This is a genomic window from Nitrosospira lacus (assembly GCF_000355765.4).
In the GTDB taxonomy this organism is placed as follows: domain Bacteria; phylum Pseudomonadota; class Gammaproteobacteria; order Burkholderiales; family Nitrosomonadaceae; genus Nitrosospira; species Nitrosospira lacus.
In genome coordinates, this window is record NZ_CP021106.3 from 3,095,402 (window position 1) to 3,110,037 (window position 14,636).

The following is a 14,636-nucleotide window of genomic DNA, read 5'->3' on the forward strand; positions in this document are numbered from 1 at the left end:
TTTAGCCATGTGCATATGAAAAGGATGCCCGCTCCGGATGGGGCGTGTCTGTTCGTTACAGCTCACAGGATGTACCGGGATGACCGGACTGTTATACAAGGCAGAGCATACTGCGACCAACAAGCTTCAGATCTTTTTCACAGCTGGCAGAAGTATATAAATACAGAAAGTGTGGTTTCTTCGATAGCGGGAGTTCGAGGTCGTCGAGAAATGAGCAAGGCACAGAGTTCGCAAAATGTCGTGCCCTGCTCATAAGTATCTGAACGCCAGCCCCGCGATAATAGTCGGCGGCAGCGCGGCCAGGAGGAGGCCCAGCGGATGTACCGCTTCATCCTCAAAATGCCCGCGCAAGATAGCGATGCCGGCGGGATTGGGTGCATTGGCAATGATAGTCAGGCCGCCGCCCGTGACTGCTCCAGCGACCAAGGCATACTTGAAGTCATCGGATAACCCTTCGACCAGTGAGCCAAGATAAGTCAACGCGGCATTGTCGGTGAAAGCCGTCAGGATAGCTGCACCGAAGAACACCGCGTCACTACTCATGCTCATCAGCACGGGCTGCAGCCACCACTGCTGCTGTCCACCCAAGACCACCAGCCCAGCCAGAAAGAAGGCGACCAATAGCCCCTCGCGCAGGATTAATGGGTCTTGATGGCGCGAATAGGCTTGGGCCACGCCGAGAAAGAACAGGAACAAGCCCATGAACATCGCCGGGTGATGAGCGAACACCACAACGCCCGCGAGAAACGCCAGATGCACCAATACCAGGACGAGAGGCACAGCATTACCGCCGCCGCTCCCAGTCGCCGACAGTTTTGCCAGCTCCTTACGGAACAGCAGCGTAGCACCCAAGGCATTCACGACGACGGCGATGGCAGCTTTCCATCCAAAGGCTGACATCATGAATGCAATATCCCAGTTCCATTTCCCGGCAACCATCAGCACGGGCGGTGCGGCGAATGGTGTCAGGGTGCCACCGATGGAAATGTTCACGAACAGCACGCCTAGCGTCGCATACTTCAAACGCGATGAAATGCTGCGCGCAAAGATGCGGTCAGCCAGGATCAGGGCGGCCAGCGTCATGGCTGCAGGCTCGGTGATGAACGACCCCAGCAAGGGCACCAATGCCAAGACCGTAAAATAGAACCCCATGCTTCCGGGCAAGGGGATGATCCGAGCCACCATGCGTACCCCGGCCATGGCGGTTTGCAGGATTGGACGGGTGCCCGCGATCACCATGATGGCGAAGACAAACATCGGTTCGGTGAAGTTGCGCGAGTCGATGTAGCGTGTTGCCACGGTTGCGCCATCGGTGGCGAACATCATTACGACCAGAACCATTGCCCAGAAACCAAACACCACCTCGACTTCGCCCAGCAGGTGCCACACCCCGGCATGGGCTGGGCGAGTATGCGCCAAATGTTCGAAAAACTTGGTCGAAAAGGTGTGCAGAATAGCAACGGCAAACAACGCCGCGCCAATCATCTGGATGGCGGTCGGTGTCAAACGCGGGTGAACCGTGGTGACTGATATGCTTTCTGTTTAGACATTCAGCTTGTGTGAGGATAAAATCAAGTTAAATCAAGCAAGTGCCAAACGTAGTATATAGTGATATCTCATTTTTGACACGCTACCGGATTTTTTCTATTATTTTTGTTTACAGGTATATAAGCAAATGCACCGTTCCCCTATAGCGCGTCTGCTGTGGTGCGGGCTTGGCGCGGCAGCGGGCATCGGCTTGGCGCTACTCCTAACCTCTCCCCCTGCATCTCCCTTCTTTTTTGCTTCGTTGGGCGGCTCCGCAGTGTTTTTGTTCGGCCTTACGCGCGCACCCGCCGCACAGCCGCGCGCCCTGTTCGGTGGCCACTTGGGCGGTGCGCTTATTGGCATCGCCTGCTATCAGTTCTTTGGCGATGCGTTATGGGTTTACGCGCTCGCCCAGGTGCTGGTCTTGTGGTACATGCTGCTCACCGGGACGGTACACCCACCGGCCGGTGCCAACCCCATCATCATGATCTACGGCCACTCCAGCCTATCCGCCCTGTGGCACCCGGTTTTCGTGGGCGTGCTTAGCCTGGCGGTGGTGGCGGTTATATGGAGCCGGATGTACCCCGGCCTCTCGCCTTATCCTGTTGCCTGGCTCGACCGCTCCCCTCCGTCCTTGTTCTGGGGCGGCTGGAAAGAATAGCGGGCAGTCTTGTCGTTCTGCGACCTACGCTTGTATGGAAAAGCGGTATTTTTTGGAATTGTTAATAACGCCCGTTAATACGTTGCAACAAAACCATCAGCAAAAACTTTCATTCCCGCATTTTTCATTGCAAGTATTGATTCAGAATCGGGAAATAATCTGCTCAGTTCGGTATCGAACAGTATTTTTTTACAGCTGGGTTATCTTATGCAAAATGAAAAGGAGCGGGATATCTATGTAAATCTCCCCAAGGCAACAATCGCAATTTCGAATTTACTCACAGCGTTTTTTTTGCGGCAACTATTCCTATATGGCCCCAACATGAGAATCAGAGATCGGAAATTGCAGCAGGCGGATAGTTAGCCTGTTGTAGCTCAATTGCCATTTCTCTGAATGGCAGAGGCAAAGAGCGTAAAGAGTCAAATCAGGATTCGTATAGAGACACATGCGTCCCTATATTAACAGGCGCTGTGGCATCGCCTCAAATGCCGCATAACCAAGGAGAACATCATGTCTAGCAAAAAATCCATTATTTCTATTGCTGTAGGTTCCGCTTTTGCTGCCACTCTCGGCGTCGTACCTGTAGTTTCAGCAACTGACAGCCCTTTCACCCTCCAATCCCTGGATAAGGGCTACCTTGTAGCCGATGCAGGTGGAAAGAAAAGCGGTGAAGGCAAATGTGGGGGTGAAGGCACCTGCGGGGAAGGCAGGTGTGGTGCGGCCATGGCAGATACAAACAAAGATGGCAAGGTGACCAAGGAAGAATGGACGGCGCATCACAACGCCATGTTCGAGCATATGGATGCCAACAAAGACGGCATCATCGACAAGTCCGAAATGGAAAAAGGCGAAATGGCCAAGAAGAAAAAATAATAGAAGAGAGGTCCCGGTGATCGCGTAGGACAGGGTCATCGGAGGAAATCATTTGTATTCGAGCTCCGAGATACGGCACGGCTTTAGGATAAGTGTCGCTTGAAAACTCATCCTGTGCGCCGCTGAGACTTTAATCGCAGACAGTCCAGGGGTCATTATCCGATCAGGTAGCATTACTACCGCACCTTGGTCCGTCCGTCTTTTGACGCACGATGCACATGGACGCAACCTTTTCAACAAATTTTCTAAGGAGCACAACATGAGTATTCTGATAAAGAACTCCCGTAATTTCCTCTCTGCCGCCGCTGTGGTGTTTGGTATATGCGTGGCGACGGGTAATGTTTACGCACAGCAATCCTCTGATAAAACCAAAGCGGACAAGTCGATGTCCGCGGACAAGAATAAACCAACCTCAAAGTCGGGAAAAAGGGACGGGGAAATGATCGTCGAGGTACCGGTAATCGTGATGGTTCCCGTGCAGGTTTCGAAAAATCTTGCAATGGACAAAGGTTGCTGGGTGAAGTTGTACGACAAGAAGAATTTTGAAGGCGACAGTTTGCTGTTGATAGGCCCCATCAATGTGGCGAAAATGATCGATCCGTTTGGTAGCAATTGGGAAAATAAGGTTCGTAGCCTCGAGACCGGTCCCAACGCTAATCTAACTATTTATGACAATCGTAATTTCCGGGATGAGGACAAATTTATCGATCCGGATAAAAGAATTCCGGATTTATCCAAGAAAATGGGGTTTTTTGACAATTTCCGGTCAATGATGCTCAGTTGTATATAGTCTGGTTCAAGGCGAGCTAGCGTCTTAACAAAGGCGCAGCCTCATCCTGAGGTCAACGAGGTACATGAAACTCTCCGCAGCGAAGGGTTCCGAGACTAGCCAGCCGGCAAGATAGCGGACCGGTACCGATCCTTTACGGTTTTGGAGTGGGTGCTTTCGCCAATGAAACCATTGTCAAATTCAACCTCCTTCTCACGAAGGAGGAGCAGCGAAAGAGCTTTCTGGAACGTATCGAGGAGCAAGGCAACTCACAGCTTGCGACGGGGAGGGTGTTTGCAGCTAGGTGCACACTGCCCTGCCCCGCCCACTACCCCTGCCCATGCGTTAGACGTCGGGAATAACGGGAACTGCAAACCCCGGAAGGATTTGCAGTTTTATTTCTTTACTTCTAAGTGGTTACCTTCTTCAGATTGTCCGGCAGCCAGCGCAACCCGGATAAGTGTTCCTCAGCCACCTTGATCAGTTCTTCCTTCTTTAACTTTGTCAGGGTGTGAGCTATCTGCGGTGACACCGCATCCGCTACTATGCCGATAATCCGATCCTTGCCTACATGCGATAAATAAGTGTCGGCGGTCGGCTCCCACCAGTCTGCCATGTCCAGACTCAGCGCACTCATCAGGCCGGACACTTCCACTGTGGGCGAATCTTCCCGGCTGGTAACCGTGTTGATTGAAACGGAGACGCACAGCGCCAGCACATCCTCCTGCGGCTGCTGCAACAGCCAGTCGAACGAACTCATATCGCTGCCGACAACCGCTTCCACCCGGCTTGTCCATAACGTGAACTTATCCTCGATCACGGCCACGGCACGGCTTTGATCGATATTCTGCGCATCATTCTTCAGGTTTGGCCGCCCCATATTGATCTGCACCACCACGCGGGAGCGGCTGCGGTAATCGGCTAACAGCCGTTCTGCCAATTGACTTACCATGGCGGCCAGTGCGACATCGGCACGGTTCGCCATCGAGGCTTGAATGGCGGCGGTGCGGTGTGCGGTCAGCATGCGCGTGAGCCGCTCCGAATGGACGGGTTTCTGTTTGATTGCTTCCCCATTCGCCACCCCTGCCCCTGCCCCATCGTTCCCGTTGGATGCAGCCTTGCGCATGTCCTCCCGCCAGATCAGTCCACGCTCGACTTTAACCTTGCCATCATGGCCGATAAATACCACGGCACCTGCCACGGCCAATGTTCAGGATCGGGAGTCTCAAAGCTCTCCTGCAATGCATCCAGTTTTTCCTGTACCGCAGTGGCTTGTACTTCAAGGGCATCCTGCTTCTCTTCAAGAACTGCCCTCCCCGCATCATCTTCGTCATCGCCCAAGGCTTCCTGCGCATTGATCAAGTACTGAAGCTCGGCCTCAAGGGCGGCGATCTTGGTCTGCTCGGCTTCGGTTGCTGCGCGCAATCGTTCTTACCCTTCCATAATGGCAGAAATCCGAATAGCCCAGAAATACAGGCATGATTCGGTGCCATTGCAGCCCTTTACAGGGCTGCAAGTTTTATATTTCATCCTGCCTTGAACGTATCCGGCAACCAGCGCAAGCCGGACAGTTTCGCATTCGCGGACTCTACCAGCTCACCCTTTTTCATCTTCGTCATGGTCTGCGCCATTTGAGGGGAAACCGCCTCTCCCACCACTTCAATAATCCGGTCTTTGGATACATGCAAAAGGTAGTTCTCCGGCGTGGGTTCCCACCAGTCGGCCATGTCCAGGCTCAAGGCGGTCATGATCGCCGCCACGCCATCCGATGGCGCATTCTCCCGCCCCGATACGGTATTTAATGAGACCGCCGTGCAAAACGCCAGCAGGTCGTGCAAGTCTGCAAGGTCTTGCTCCAACAGCCACCCGAACAGCGTCTTGCCGCCCTGCCCTGCCGCTTCGATACGCTCTGTCCAATACACACGTTTTTCCTCGATGGCTATCGCTGCGCGGCTCTGCCCGATGTTCTCCGCATCCTTCTTGAGGTAGGTTTGCTCGATGTTGACCTGCACGATCCGGTTAGCCCGGTAGCCGCTCCCGAAAACCTGCAAGGCCAGTTGATGTACAAGTGCCGCCAGCGCAATTTCCGGCCGGTTCATGATTTCTGCCTGAATCGCCGCGCTGCGGTGCGCGGTGAGCATGCGCGTGAGCTTTTCCGAATGCACGGGTCTCGCCACCTCGCCCTGTCCGCTTGCTGCCAGCCCTGTTTCCCCGCCCTGCTCTTTCGGTAGCTTCTTCGCGTCCTCCTTGCGGATCAAACCCCGCTCGATGCGCAACTCCCCCGCATGGTCAACCGTCACGATGACACCCGCGATGGCAAGGTCGGCGGCGTCCGGCTCTTCCAGCGATTCATTCAATGCCGCTATCTTTCCCTGTATGGCTTCACTCTTTTTTTCCAGCGCAGCATAGGTTTCGCCATCCTCGTCCGTTTCCTCGTCGTATCCCTCAAATTCGGCCCCGATGGCTTCCATTTCGGCATCCAGCGCATCCATTGCGGCCTGTTCCCCGGCGGTTGGCTCACGCCTGATGGTTCGCGCCCTCACGAATTCAGCCCTGTCCAAATGGTCGAACGTGGTGTGGCATTGCGCCCATGCATGACCCTCGCCCTTGATGGCTTCAACCGCCTGATTGAGTTTTTCCAGCGCAAGCGATTCCAGCAGTTCGGCATCCTGTATATAACCTTCGTTCTCTTTCCCAAAAAGGTCGCGCCGTACTAATCCCCCTGCGGCCTCGTAAGCTTCGATTCCAACGAACCTCGCAAGCGGGCTATGCCGGATATCGATCTCGGTTCCGGTAATCAATCGCCGGAAGGTTGATCCGCTGCGCTGCCATGCGGGCGTACTGTTCCAGATGCGCTCCTGCAATTCATAGTCGTCGGTCAGCGCCAGCGCGGATATCTGCTCGAAATTCATTTCATCCTCCGCATACAGCTTGAAGACGGTCGGGGAAACGTGGGTGAGCTTGAGGTAACGCTTGACCGTCAAGGGAGATACGCCAAAGCGCGGGGCAATCTCGTCCGGCGACAGTCCCGCCTCAGTCAGATTGCGGTAGGCCATGACGAGATCGGCGGGGTGCATGGCTTCGCGCCCTGAGTTTTCCGTCAGGCTCAGTTCCAGTGCTTCTTCCGGCCCCACGATGCGGCAATCCACTTCACTCTCTTTTGATAGCCGTTCCTCGGCCACCAATAGATTCAGTGCGTCCAGTCGCCGTCCACCGGCGACGACTTCATATTTTCCGGTCTTTTTGTTCTTCTTTTTCTGTTCGGTTACAACCAGATTATGTATCAGCCCTTGCGCGGCAATCAATGCGGCCAGTTCGCCTATGCCGCTGCTCCCTTTCTTGCGGACATTCAAAGGCGATTTAACAAGGTGCTTGATGGCAATGCGCTGTATGTTGCCAGTTTCAATGGCTGGGGTGACGTGGGTATTTTTCATGATGATTTTTCCTGTGGTCATAGTGAATAATAAAGGGTAAGAGCCGGTGCGCCGCACCGGCATGGGTTCTAGTATTCGCTGGGCAAAAGAAAGGTGGTCACGCTGCGGTCGGCTTCCGTGATGATCCACAGGGTATTGTCGCCAAAGCCTTCACATGGCTTGGTTTCGTCAATCGGATAGGCCGATAAGACACGAAATCCAAAGCGCACCGCTTCATTGTTGGTTGCGATATCTTCCTCGTCCACCGAACCCCAATCGCCTCGCATATGCCGCGCAAGACAATTCGCCATCCATACCGGATGGGTCTTATCGAGTGCGCCGGGTGTTGCCACCACCTGCCCCAGTGAAAATAACGGTTGCTTGATTTGTTCCATAGCCAGCCTCCAAAGTAAGGTTGAAAAAGAGAGTCTTAAAACCAGATCCTCTCGCTCGAACCTCTTCGCTTCGCCCTGGGGCGACGGGAGTGGGGAATAGCCCTGCCCTCACGGGCAAGGGTTGGGAATGGGTGGGGTGGGCAGGCATTGGTCCAGCCGGGCCTATCCTGTTGCGATTTGTTTGTCCCCCCACAAGCCCCCTCGCAGACGACTGGGGGGTGTTGTGGCGGGGATGGCACAACAGGATCTGCCCGTGCCGCTGAAAAATTTTAAAAGAGGGAGTGCCTAGTGATTGCTGCGGCCGACATCACAGAGGGGTTCCGGATCATAGGCCATGACAGGCGAAGCGCACCGCCAAGGGCGGCTGGCGGGGAATGTGACAGCAGCAATAATAGGATAATTTTTGTGACCAAGAAATCTGACTAATCTGGCCATGCCGCTTGGTATAGCTTAGAGCGGCGGCAGGAGTTCGCCTGCACCATGTAATCATGATCGCCACAACATCCAATTCCATGTTTAATTAAGGGTTTTAACTAAGGGAAACACTTAGTAGAAAATCAGGGTTTCCCCAATATACCCAGGGTATTGACTAAGGTAGGATAAAGTCACTTTAATCCTAATTGGATTTGCCGCCATGAAAGCAAAATTTGGAAATATTATCGCCGCGTTGTCCATGATTGGTATGCTAGGCTCGGTAAGCTCATCGGTCGTTGCAGCCCAGCCAATCGACACCCCGGAAATCCGCGCTGCCGCTCAGAATGCCGTCACTCGCAGCGACCATGAGTCCATTGCAAAATTCTATGAGAATACTGCGGCGCAGATGCAGGCAAAGGTGAAGGAGCAAAAAGAGCTGCTGGAGCAATATGAAAACAAGAGCTATCTCTATGGCCGGCGAGCTCAAGACCTTCAATCGCACACCGCAGCGCTCATTCGTGATTATGAGAAAAGCGTGGAAGCAAGCACCCAAACAGCAACCCTGCATCGGCAAATGGCTGCCAAGCTCAATCAAAATCACGCAGCCACGCAACTGCCCGACTCCGCAACCGGGTTGTAACAATCCAGCAAGACTCGGCCTGATCACGCTCTCGACCCGAGAGAGCTCCCTTCAAACAAAGTCAATTGCCCGGTGCTCTTATGCACCGGTGCAACCTTGCGTGCTTGCTGCATAACCGCTTCCGGCGTGGCCGGCACCGCATGATCGGCGTTTCCTCCTGCCCTGCCTGGCGCTGGCGTCCTGCTTGATCTTCGCAATAACGGATTGTCCGTCAGGCAGATCAAAACAGTAAAACCAACAACAAATACCGGAATACAGAAAGCACGAGTCGCTCATCGTATTGCCTAAATATTGATCAATCCCTGGACACCTCGAATTACGATAGCTTAAAGGAGTTATCCACAACCTTGTCCAACAGGAATGTGGATACTCTCCAAAACGGGAATTAGAATGTAATAACTGGCCGGATCACACCCTTGATCTGAGAAAGATCTACCGGCCCGAAATACCGGCCATCGAAGGATGTGGCGCTCATGTCCGACATGAGCAGCAATTCGGATTTACCCAAGGTATAAGTACCCGATGGATAGCGCGGCATGGCCCTGCCCGCCTTATCTGCTTCCAGGGGCATGCTGGCCGACAAGGATTTCCCGTTGATGCTAACGCCCTCCCCTGCTACGACTACCAAGTCATCGGCTCCTGCCAGGACGCGCTTCATCATGAAGCCATAGTCGCCGGGACAGAATCCGGCGGCAATGTACCCGCGCGCCCGAGCCTTGTCGAACAAGGGCGATATAGGCGGGCAAAAGATCACGTACTCGCCCTTCTTGACCGGGTCATCCGTCAGCCAGTACAGGCCAAGAGGAATGCTGCGGGTGCTATTGAACCGTCCGCCTGCCGCAAAGCAGGCCAGTCCCAACACCACAAAAGTCACACCAGCGACAGCGAGGATGCGGCCAATGCGCTCTTGCGTTGTCATAGTTGGCATGGATTCACATAAAAACGTGATACGTAAATGTGTGAAATGGGTAAATACGATGCCTAATTCAGCCGGTCGCTCTGGCTGGGTGCGGGAATTTCGGCGCGCGCCTGAAAAATCCTATCCTGAAAGTAAAGCGGCTGCCTGCCGTAGATGGCCGGAAAACCCGCCACGTACACAATCATATCGCCGGCTTCCTCGATCACATCCTGGCCATCCTTGACTGCCTTCACCGGCCCTGGCATGCGCAGGCACTCATCCACGGTGAGCAAGGAGCGCTGGATCTCCTGCGTAGTACGCGAAGAATGTTTCCCTCCTTGGGTGACCTGCTCCTTGGTGATGGTAGTCTGGCCAGTGAGTTTGGATAGATGCTCGGCGGTTTCCACGCGGTTAGGCGGAAACGCAGTTTGAATGTGGCAGTTCGAAGTCACGGTCTCATCCGGGCCGTAGCCGGTGCGTGATCTGAGCTGATTGATATCCTGGCAGATGAGGTAGCACTTGATGCCGTAGCCCGCCAGATAGGCCAATGACTCTTGCAGGATTTCAAGCTTGCCCAGACTCGGGAATTCGTCCAGCATCATGAGCAACCGATGCCGGTAGTGGGCCTTGGCGCGGCCCTTCTCGAATTCCATGCGGTCGGCCAGCAGGCGCACGATCATGTTGAGCAGGATGCGCAGCAAGGGGCGCAGCCGCGCCTTGTCGGTCGGGCGCGTGACGATATAAAGGCTGACCGGGTGCGCATGCTGCATCAGATCGCGGATGTGAAAATGCGAATCGCCGATATTTTCCCGGATGACCGGATCACGGTAGAGCGACAGATAGGATTTCACCGTGGACAGCACCGAACCGGCCTCCTCATCCGGCCGGTCCATCATGTCCCGGGCGGTTGCGCTGATGATGCGGTGGTTACTTCCGCTATCGTGGCTAACCTGGTGCATTTCCATCCACAGTTCGGTAATGTCACGCTCGGGATCGGCAAACAGGGCGTCGATATCGGATAGTGATGGTTTGGGGTGCGTGCCGCTCGCTTTATACAGGGCATGCAGGATCACGCCCACCAGCAAGGCTTGCGCTGATTTCTGCCAGTGGGACTCCAGTCCGCGCCCATCCGGATCCACGATCAAGGTGGCGAGGTTCTGCACGTCGCCTACTTCGTGTTCCGTGCCCAACCGGATCTCTTCCAGCGGATTCCAGTGCACGCTGCCGCTGCTCGCAGCCGGCTCGAAACGCAATACCTTGTTGTGCGCGTGCTTCTGCCGCCAGCCGGCAGTCAGCGCCCACAGTTCCCCTTTCAGGTCGGTGATCACCGTACTTTCCGGCCACGAAAGCAGCGTGGGAACAATTAAGCCTACGCCTTTGCCCGAGCGGGTCGGCGCATAGCACAGGATGTGTTCCGGCCCGTTGTGGCGCAAGTAATGTTGCCTGCCCTGCTTATCCATCCAGGCGCCAACATACACGCCGGCAGGTGCCCGCTTTTCCTTGCCGCGTAGCTTCTCAAATAGAGAGGATGGGCGCGGCATCAGCCCCGCCGCTTCGATATCCTTGCGCCCGGCCCAACGCGCTGAGCCGTGCAGGTACGGATTGGGCTTGACCGTGCGCGCACTCATTGTTTTGATGGCAAGCAGGATGAGGAGCCCCGCCGCGGTCACCATCATGCCCACGCTGCCGGCATGCGTGAATTGATGCGGGTAGTGCTCCCCCCACTTCAAGAGCCATTCGAGGATCATCCAGGGCGGGTAAATTAAGCCGATGTGGCCGCCCAGTGATGCGTGATACTGAAAGGTATGCGCAAAGTATTGCGTGGCGGCGGACAATCCGCCCAGCAGCACGCCTATCGCTAGCACTGGGATTAACCGGGAGGATTTGGCCGCAACCCCTCTTACTTGCGGGCCGATCGCGTTGTTGAATTGCGTTGTCATAAGCTGCGCCCTTTTTTCCTGACCGTTCCATCCGCGTTGAAGATCACCTCGCTACCCAGCTTCAAACGCTTCACCCGCGCGAGCGTCACTGCATCCACCGGCATCACGCTTATTTCCGCCTCATTGGTTTTCAACAGGATCAGCGCATGGCCGTCTATCTGGCGCCATCCGGCGTACTGCGCGTAGCCGCCCTGCCCTGCCCGGCAACTGGTGTGCCGGGGAATATCCTGGATGAGCACCCTTTTCGCTTCGCGCTCGGCGATGTAGTGCCGGGCCGCCGCCTCGCCCGGACTGCGCATCATTCTTCGCGGTTCAGGTACATCCCGTCGCAAGCCGTGATCGACTGTGGGACTGCGCTTTCCCACGTAACCAGGAACATGACCCGGCAATAGCACTTCACTTCGGTAGGGGTTGTGAACCATACCGAGTTCGCACATTCCTCGCAGACGGTTCTGACTTTGGGGCGGCGGCTGGCTTCCAACCCGTGCAACGTGTGGCTTATTGAATCGTGTGTGTTGGGGTGTGTGTTGGGGTCTGTGTTGGGGTCTGTGTAGGGGAGTGGCGGCAGTGACAGCGCGCCCTCCCCGCTCAACCCGGCTTCTTCGATCAAGCAGTCGAGCTGCGCTTGCAATTGGGCTTCGGTGGGAGCGTTCATGGGTTGTCTCCTGGATTTGCGATGCGGATATCAGGGCTTGGCGGCGTTGTTCCAGCGCCGCATCCATGAAAATCAGCGGCAGTTTTGTGCAGACCGCAAGCTGCATGACGCGCCCTTAAATTCAGCAGTGTCTTCTACCTTAATGAGCGGTTCCGCAACGGCGAGATGTAGGGAAAGTGCTAACGCCTTCTACATGATGGCTTTCGATCGCTAATTACCTCGGTAGCGATGCCGTGATCGGTCAGGTACCGTTGATCCGCTTAAGGCAGGACCATGAGACCTTCAGTCGTATCACGAATGACAGTAATAAAACGCTTGATACCAGGCTTGTTGAGATCAATCAGATCAGCATTGCGAATCAAGACATCCTGGTCACCGCCCCCGCACTTCGAGTAAACGTCAATACGCGGGCAAAGCGATTTTGGATGTTGTCGACTATCCGTGGCAGTGCACCCTATTATTCAGCTATGAGCAGGATGAAGTTATATATACTTTATGAACAGCCTTTATGGCGGACAATAAGGCTAAAGATGGCGGATTTATTGGGGCTCTGAGCTTGAATTATAAACTTCAGGCCACCGATTCTGTTTGACCCCAGTTCATATTTTTGAGCACAACCGCTTCTACAGTTGCCATCTTCGATCCACAGTTCAACATTAAAGCGCGGCCCGAAAAGTTTAACGCTGGAGAAATTGCGAGTCTGAATGCCCCTTGGATTTGCTGAAAAAAAAACTATGACACACAGCATGCGCCCTATAACGTGTACCGCTTCCGCTGATCCCCTTCCCCTGTGAATACCCACAGCTTTGTGTCAATCTTGTCCTGCTGCGGAGCCGAAACATCAAGGCCAGCCTGCCCAAGAGCCCAGGGCAGGGTTCGCCAAAGCATCTCAGACAGCACGTTTGCAGAAGGACAATATTTACCACGCTTCCACTCCGAAACTCGTGAGTGAGTAATACGCTGCCCGGTCATTTTCATCATGCGTTGAATCGCCCGAGCCTGGGTATTCCCATAGTAATGCTTCTCCGCCTTAATCCAGCTCTCGACAAGTTGCTTCATTCATATTCCTTAAAGTAAGCTGGTAGACACAATGCGTACTATGTATCCAGGCTGTATATAGTGCCGAATCACTTCAGGCCATAGAGCTACATCGAGAAATTGCCCACCTGCAGGAGTACTCGGCCGCACTCAAATTTCGGGATACCTGCTCCAAGAATCGGAGAGTTGGCTATATGATCCCCATTTATGGCTCCAATGGGTAGGTCGGGCCTCACCTCTCAAATCTATTCCACTCAGAATTGAACAATGTCTTTCTGGTAGTTTTTTACCTGCACCTCCAGGTCCTTGACCTTTTTTTCGAGCGCGCCGCACTTGCGCTGCCACCACTTGACGAGCCGGATAACCTCATTCTTTTCGTTCAGAAGACCGTTAATGCGTCTCTCCAAGGTCTTCACGTATTCGTTAAGGCGCTTGATTTCCGCCATCGCAGTAGGTAGTCCATCAATGGAGTCAAAGAGCTTTTGCATGCTAGTGTTCTCATCTAAGACCTCTTGGTAGGTTAATATCATTTCATCGTATTCTTCCTTGCTCACCAGCATCATTCCTTCGGGAATGGAAGATATTTGCCCGCTCGCTATCGTAGGCTCAGCGGATGCATCGCTATCCTTGGGTGGCTCTTCCGAGTGGGCCGGTTTTAATTTGCTGCCGATATTGGCAGTCTTCATTTCAGCCGTTTTTCCAGTTGAGGTGAGGAATTTCCGCTTCCCTTCTCCACTCTCATTGTTTGTAATTGTTTCAATACTTGAAGCCGCTTCAAGTGTCCGACGAAGCTCGTTTACAAGCGTGTGGGATACAGCGCAGCGTTTGGCTATTTCATTATTGCTCCACGTAGACCATTCTGTATCAGTCAGAAGGGTCTGTACCGCCTTGCGCTTGTCTGCGTGGGTTCTCCGTAACCCATGCTCTGAGTTGGCGCGTACGCTATAAAGGATGGCATCCCGCCTGGTCCCTTGGACCATGTCCGCGTCAATTTCCAGCAACCCGATTTTGGACGCGGCATGATATCGATGGTAACCATCAGCCAGCCAGTGTTTGTCGCCGTCGAAGTACACCTTGATATCTGGAAGCCTCACGCCCTGATGGTATGCCTCTTCGTAATCGGAGACGATTTCACTATTTATCTCCACACGGCTTTGCGTGAGTTCATTGAGTTCTATTTGGTTGATTTTGATTTTCATAATTTTTACCTTCTTTTACCTACTCTGAGGTCCATGTAGATGGTTATGCATTACGTCAACGCGCCAGTTTTTGGAGTACGACAGCTAACACAAAAGTATTCGACCAGCTATACGAAATGCCTGCCATTTGTCCGTTGTCCTCTGGGTAGGACCGACAAGAGCGTACCCAAAGATCAGAATGTGCCTAATGCAGGAAGAATGCATACTGGGGTAT

The 14,636-nt window shown here is 54.0% G+C and carries 15 protein-coding genes; 4 read left to right on the plus strand and 11 right to left on the minus strand.

Annotation, left to right across the window (positions count from 1 at the left end):
* Positions 1-249 precede the first annotated feature (249 nt).
* Positions 250-1,506, minus strand: a complete 1,257-nt coding sequence (locus EBAPG3_RS14130; protein ID WP_040851026.1) for a putative Na+/H+ antiporter — start codon at positions 1,504-1,506, stop codon at positions 250-252.
* A 169-nt stretch (positions 1,507-1,675) separates the two neighbouring features.
* Between EBAPG3_RS14130 and EBAPG3_RS14135 the strand changes: the two genes are divergently transcribed.
* From EBAPG3_RS14135 to EBAPG3_RS14145, 3 genes are all read left to right on the plus strand, one after another.
* On the plus strand, positions 1,676-2,188 hold the full coding sequence (locus EBAPG3_RS14135) for an HPP family protein (RefSeq protein ID WP_004173990.1): 513 nt from the start codon (positions 1,676-1,678) through the stop codon (positions 2,186-2,188).
* Between the two features lie 510 nt (positions 2,189-2,698).
* Complete coding sequence (locus tag EBAPG3_RS14140) at positions 2,699-3,061, plus strand: HvfA family oxazolone/thioamide-modified RiPP metallophore (RefSeq protein WP_004173993.1); 363 nt, start codon at positions 2,699-2,701, stop codon at positions 3,059-3,061.
* Between the two features lie 259 nt (positions 3,062-3,320).
* A complete protein-coding gene (locus tag EBAPG3_RS14145; RefSeq protein ID WP_004173995.1) occupies positions 3,321-3,851 on the plus strand; it encodes a beta/gamma crystallin domain-containing protein in 531 nt (176 codons plus the stop codon).
* Between the two features lie 388 nt (positions 3,852-4,239).
* On the opposite strand, the gene EBAPG3_RS14150 is transcribed toward EBAPG3_RS14145, so the two are convergent.
* The 4 genes from EBAPG3_RS14150 to EBAPG3_RS14165 all read right to left on the minus strand — a co-directional run bounded on the left by EBAPG3_RS14150 (position 4,240) and on the right by EBAPG3_RS14165 (position 7,638).
* On the minus strand, positions 4,240-5,019 hold the full coding sequence (locus EBAPG3_RS14150) for a hypothetical protein (RefSeq protein ID WP_004173996.1): 780 nt from the start codon (positions 5,017-5,019) through the stop codon (positions 4,240-4,242).
* Positions 4,971-5,255, minus strand: coding sequence for a hypothetical protein (locus tag EBAPG3_RS15095; protein WP_040851028.1), 285 nt, complete (start codon positions 5,253-5,255; stop codon positions 4,971-4,973). Before EBAPG3_RS15095 ends, EBAPG3_RS14150 begins: the two co-directional genes overlap by 49 nt.
* Positions 5,256-5,356: 101 nt before the next feature.
* Positions 5,357-7,264, minus strand: a complete 1,908-nt coding sequence (locus EBAPG3_RS14160; RefSeq protein ID WP_040851029.1) for a ParB/RepB/Spo0J family partition protein — start codon at positions 7,262-7,264, stop codon at positions 5,357-5,359.
* A 68-nt stretch (positions 7,265-7,332) separates the two neighbouring features.
* Positions 7,333-7,638: a hypothetical protein gene (locus EBAPG3_RS14165; protein WP_004174001.1), complete on the minus strand. Its 306-nt coding sequence runs from the start codon at positions 7,636-7,638 to the stop codon at positions 7,333-7,335.
* A gap of 634 nt (positions 7,639-8,272) precedes the next feature.
* Here EBAPG3_RS14165 and EBAPG3_RS14170 point away from each other — a divergent pair.
* A complete protein-coding gene (locus EBAPG3_RS14170) occupies positions 8,273-8,692 on the plus strand; it encodes a hypothetical protein (RefSeq protein ID WP_004174003.1) in 420 nt (139 codons plus the stop codon).
* Between the two features lie 385 nt (positions 8,693-9,077).
* Here the strand turns inward: EBAPG3_RS14170 and traF are convergent, their stop codons facing one another.
* The 6 genes from traF to EBAPG3_RS14200 all read right to left on the minus strand — a co-directional run bounded on the left by traF (position 9,078) and on the right by EBAPG3_RS14200 (position 14,422).
* Positions 9,078-9,620: a conjugative transfer signal peptidase TraF gene (traF, locus tag EBAPG3_RS14175; protein ID WP_227869229.1), complete on the minus strand. Its 543-nt coding sequence runs from the start codon at positions 9,618-9,620 to the stop codon at positions 9,078-9,080.
* Positions 9,621-9,673: 53 nt separating this feature from the next.
* The gene (locus EBAPG3_RS14180) at positions 9,674-11,530 is read right to left on the minus strand and encodes a type IV secretory system conjugative DNA transfer family protein (protein ID WP_004180128.1); all 1,857 of its coding nucleotides are present in this window, start codon (positions 11,528-11,530) and stop codon (positions 9,674-9,676) included.
* A complete protein-coding gene (locus EBAPG3_RS14185) occupies positions 11,527-11,832 on the minus strand; it encodes a hypothetical protein (RefSeq protein ID WP_004180126.1) in 306 nt (101 codons plus the stop codon). Before EBAPG3_RS14185 ends, EBAPG3_RS14180 begins: the two co-directional genes overlap by 4 nt.
* Positions 11,829-12,185, minus strand: a complete 357-nt coding sequence (locus EBAPG3_RS15320; protein ID WP_051049089.1) for a hypothetical protein — start codon at positions 12,183-12,185, stop codon at positions 11,829-11,831. Before EBAPG3_RS15320 ends, EBAPG3_RS14185 begins: the two co-directional genes overlap by 4 nt.
* Before the next feature lie 753 nt (positions 12,186-12,938).
* On the minus strand, positions 12,939-13,244 hold the full coding sequence (locus EBAPG3_RS14195; protein ID WP_040853030.1) for a hypothetical protein: 306 nt from the start codon (positions 13,242-13,244) through the stop codon (positions 12,939-12,941).
* A gap of 233 nt (positions 13,245-13,477) precedes the next feature.
* A complete protein-coding gene (locus tag EBAPG3_RS14200) occupies positions 13,478-14,422 on the minus strand; it encodes a ParB/RepB/Spo0J family partition protein (protein WP_004180125.1) in 945 nt (314 codons plus the stop codon).
* Positions 14,423-14,636: the final 214 nt, after the last annotated feature.

Excerpts from the sequence above, each read along its gene's own strand:
- EBAPG3_RS14135 (WP_004173990.1), top strand. The coding sequence starts at position 1,676 with ATGCACCGTTCCCCTATAGCGCGTCTGCTGTGGTGCGGGCTTGGCGCG.
- EBAPG3_RS14140 (WP_004173993.1), top strand. The coding sequence starts at position 2,699 with ATGTCTAGCAAAAAATCCATTATTTCTATTGCTGTAGGTTCCGCTTTT.
- EBAPG3_RS14145 (WP_004173995.1), top strand. The coding sequence starts at position 3,321 with ATGAGTATTCTGATAAAGAACTCCCGTAATTTCCTCTCTGCCGCCGCT.
- EBAPG3_RS14160 (WP_040851029.1), bottom strand. The coding sequence starts at position 7,264 with ATGAAAAATACCCACGTCACCCCAGCCATTGAAACTGGCAACATACAG.
- EBAPG3_RS14165 (WP_004174001.1), bottom strand. The coding sequence starts at position 7,638 with ATGGAACAAATCAAGCAACCGTTATTTTCACTGGGGCAGGTGGTGGCA.
- EBAPG3_RS14170 (WP_004174003.1), top strand. The coding sequence starts at position 8,273 with ATGAAAGCAAAATTTGGAAATATTATCGCCGCGTTGTCCATGATTGGT.
- traF (WP_227869229.1), bottom strand. The coding sequence starts at position 9,620 with ATGCCAACTATGACAACGCAAGAGCGCATTGGCCGCATCCTCGCTGTC.
- EBAPG3_RS14180 (WP_004180128.1), bottom strand. The coding sequence starts at position 11,530 with ATGACAACGCAATTCAACAACGCGATCGGCCCGCAAGTAAGAGGGGTT.
- EBAPG3_RS14185 (WP_004180126.1), bottom strand. The coding sequence starts at position 11,832 with ATGATGCGCAGTCCGGGCGAGGCGGCGGCCCGGCACTACATCGCCGAG.
- EBAPG3_RS15320 (WP_051049089.1), bottom strand. The coding sequence starts at position 12,185 with ATGAACGCTCCCACCGAAGCCCAATTGCAAGCGCAGCTCGACTGCTTG.
- EBAPG3_RS14195 (WP_040853030.1), bottom strand. The coding sequence starts at position 13,244 with ATGAAGCAACTTGTCGAGAGCTGGATTAAGGCGGAGAAGCATTACTAT.
- EBAPG3_RS14200 (WP_004180125.1), bottom strand. The coding sequence starts at position 14,422 with ATGAAAATCAAAATCAACCAAATAGAACTCAATGAACTCACGCAAAGC.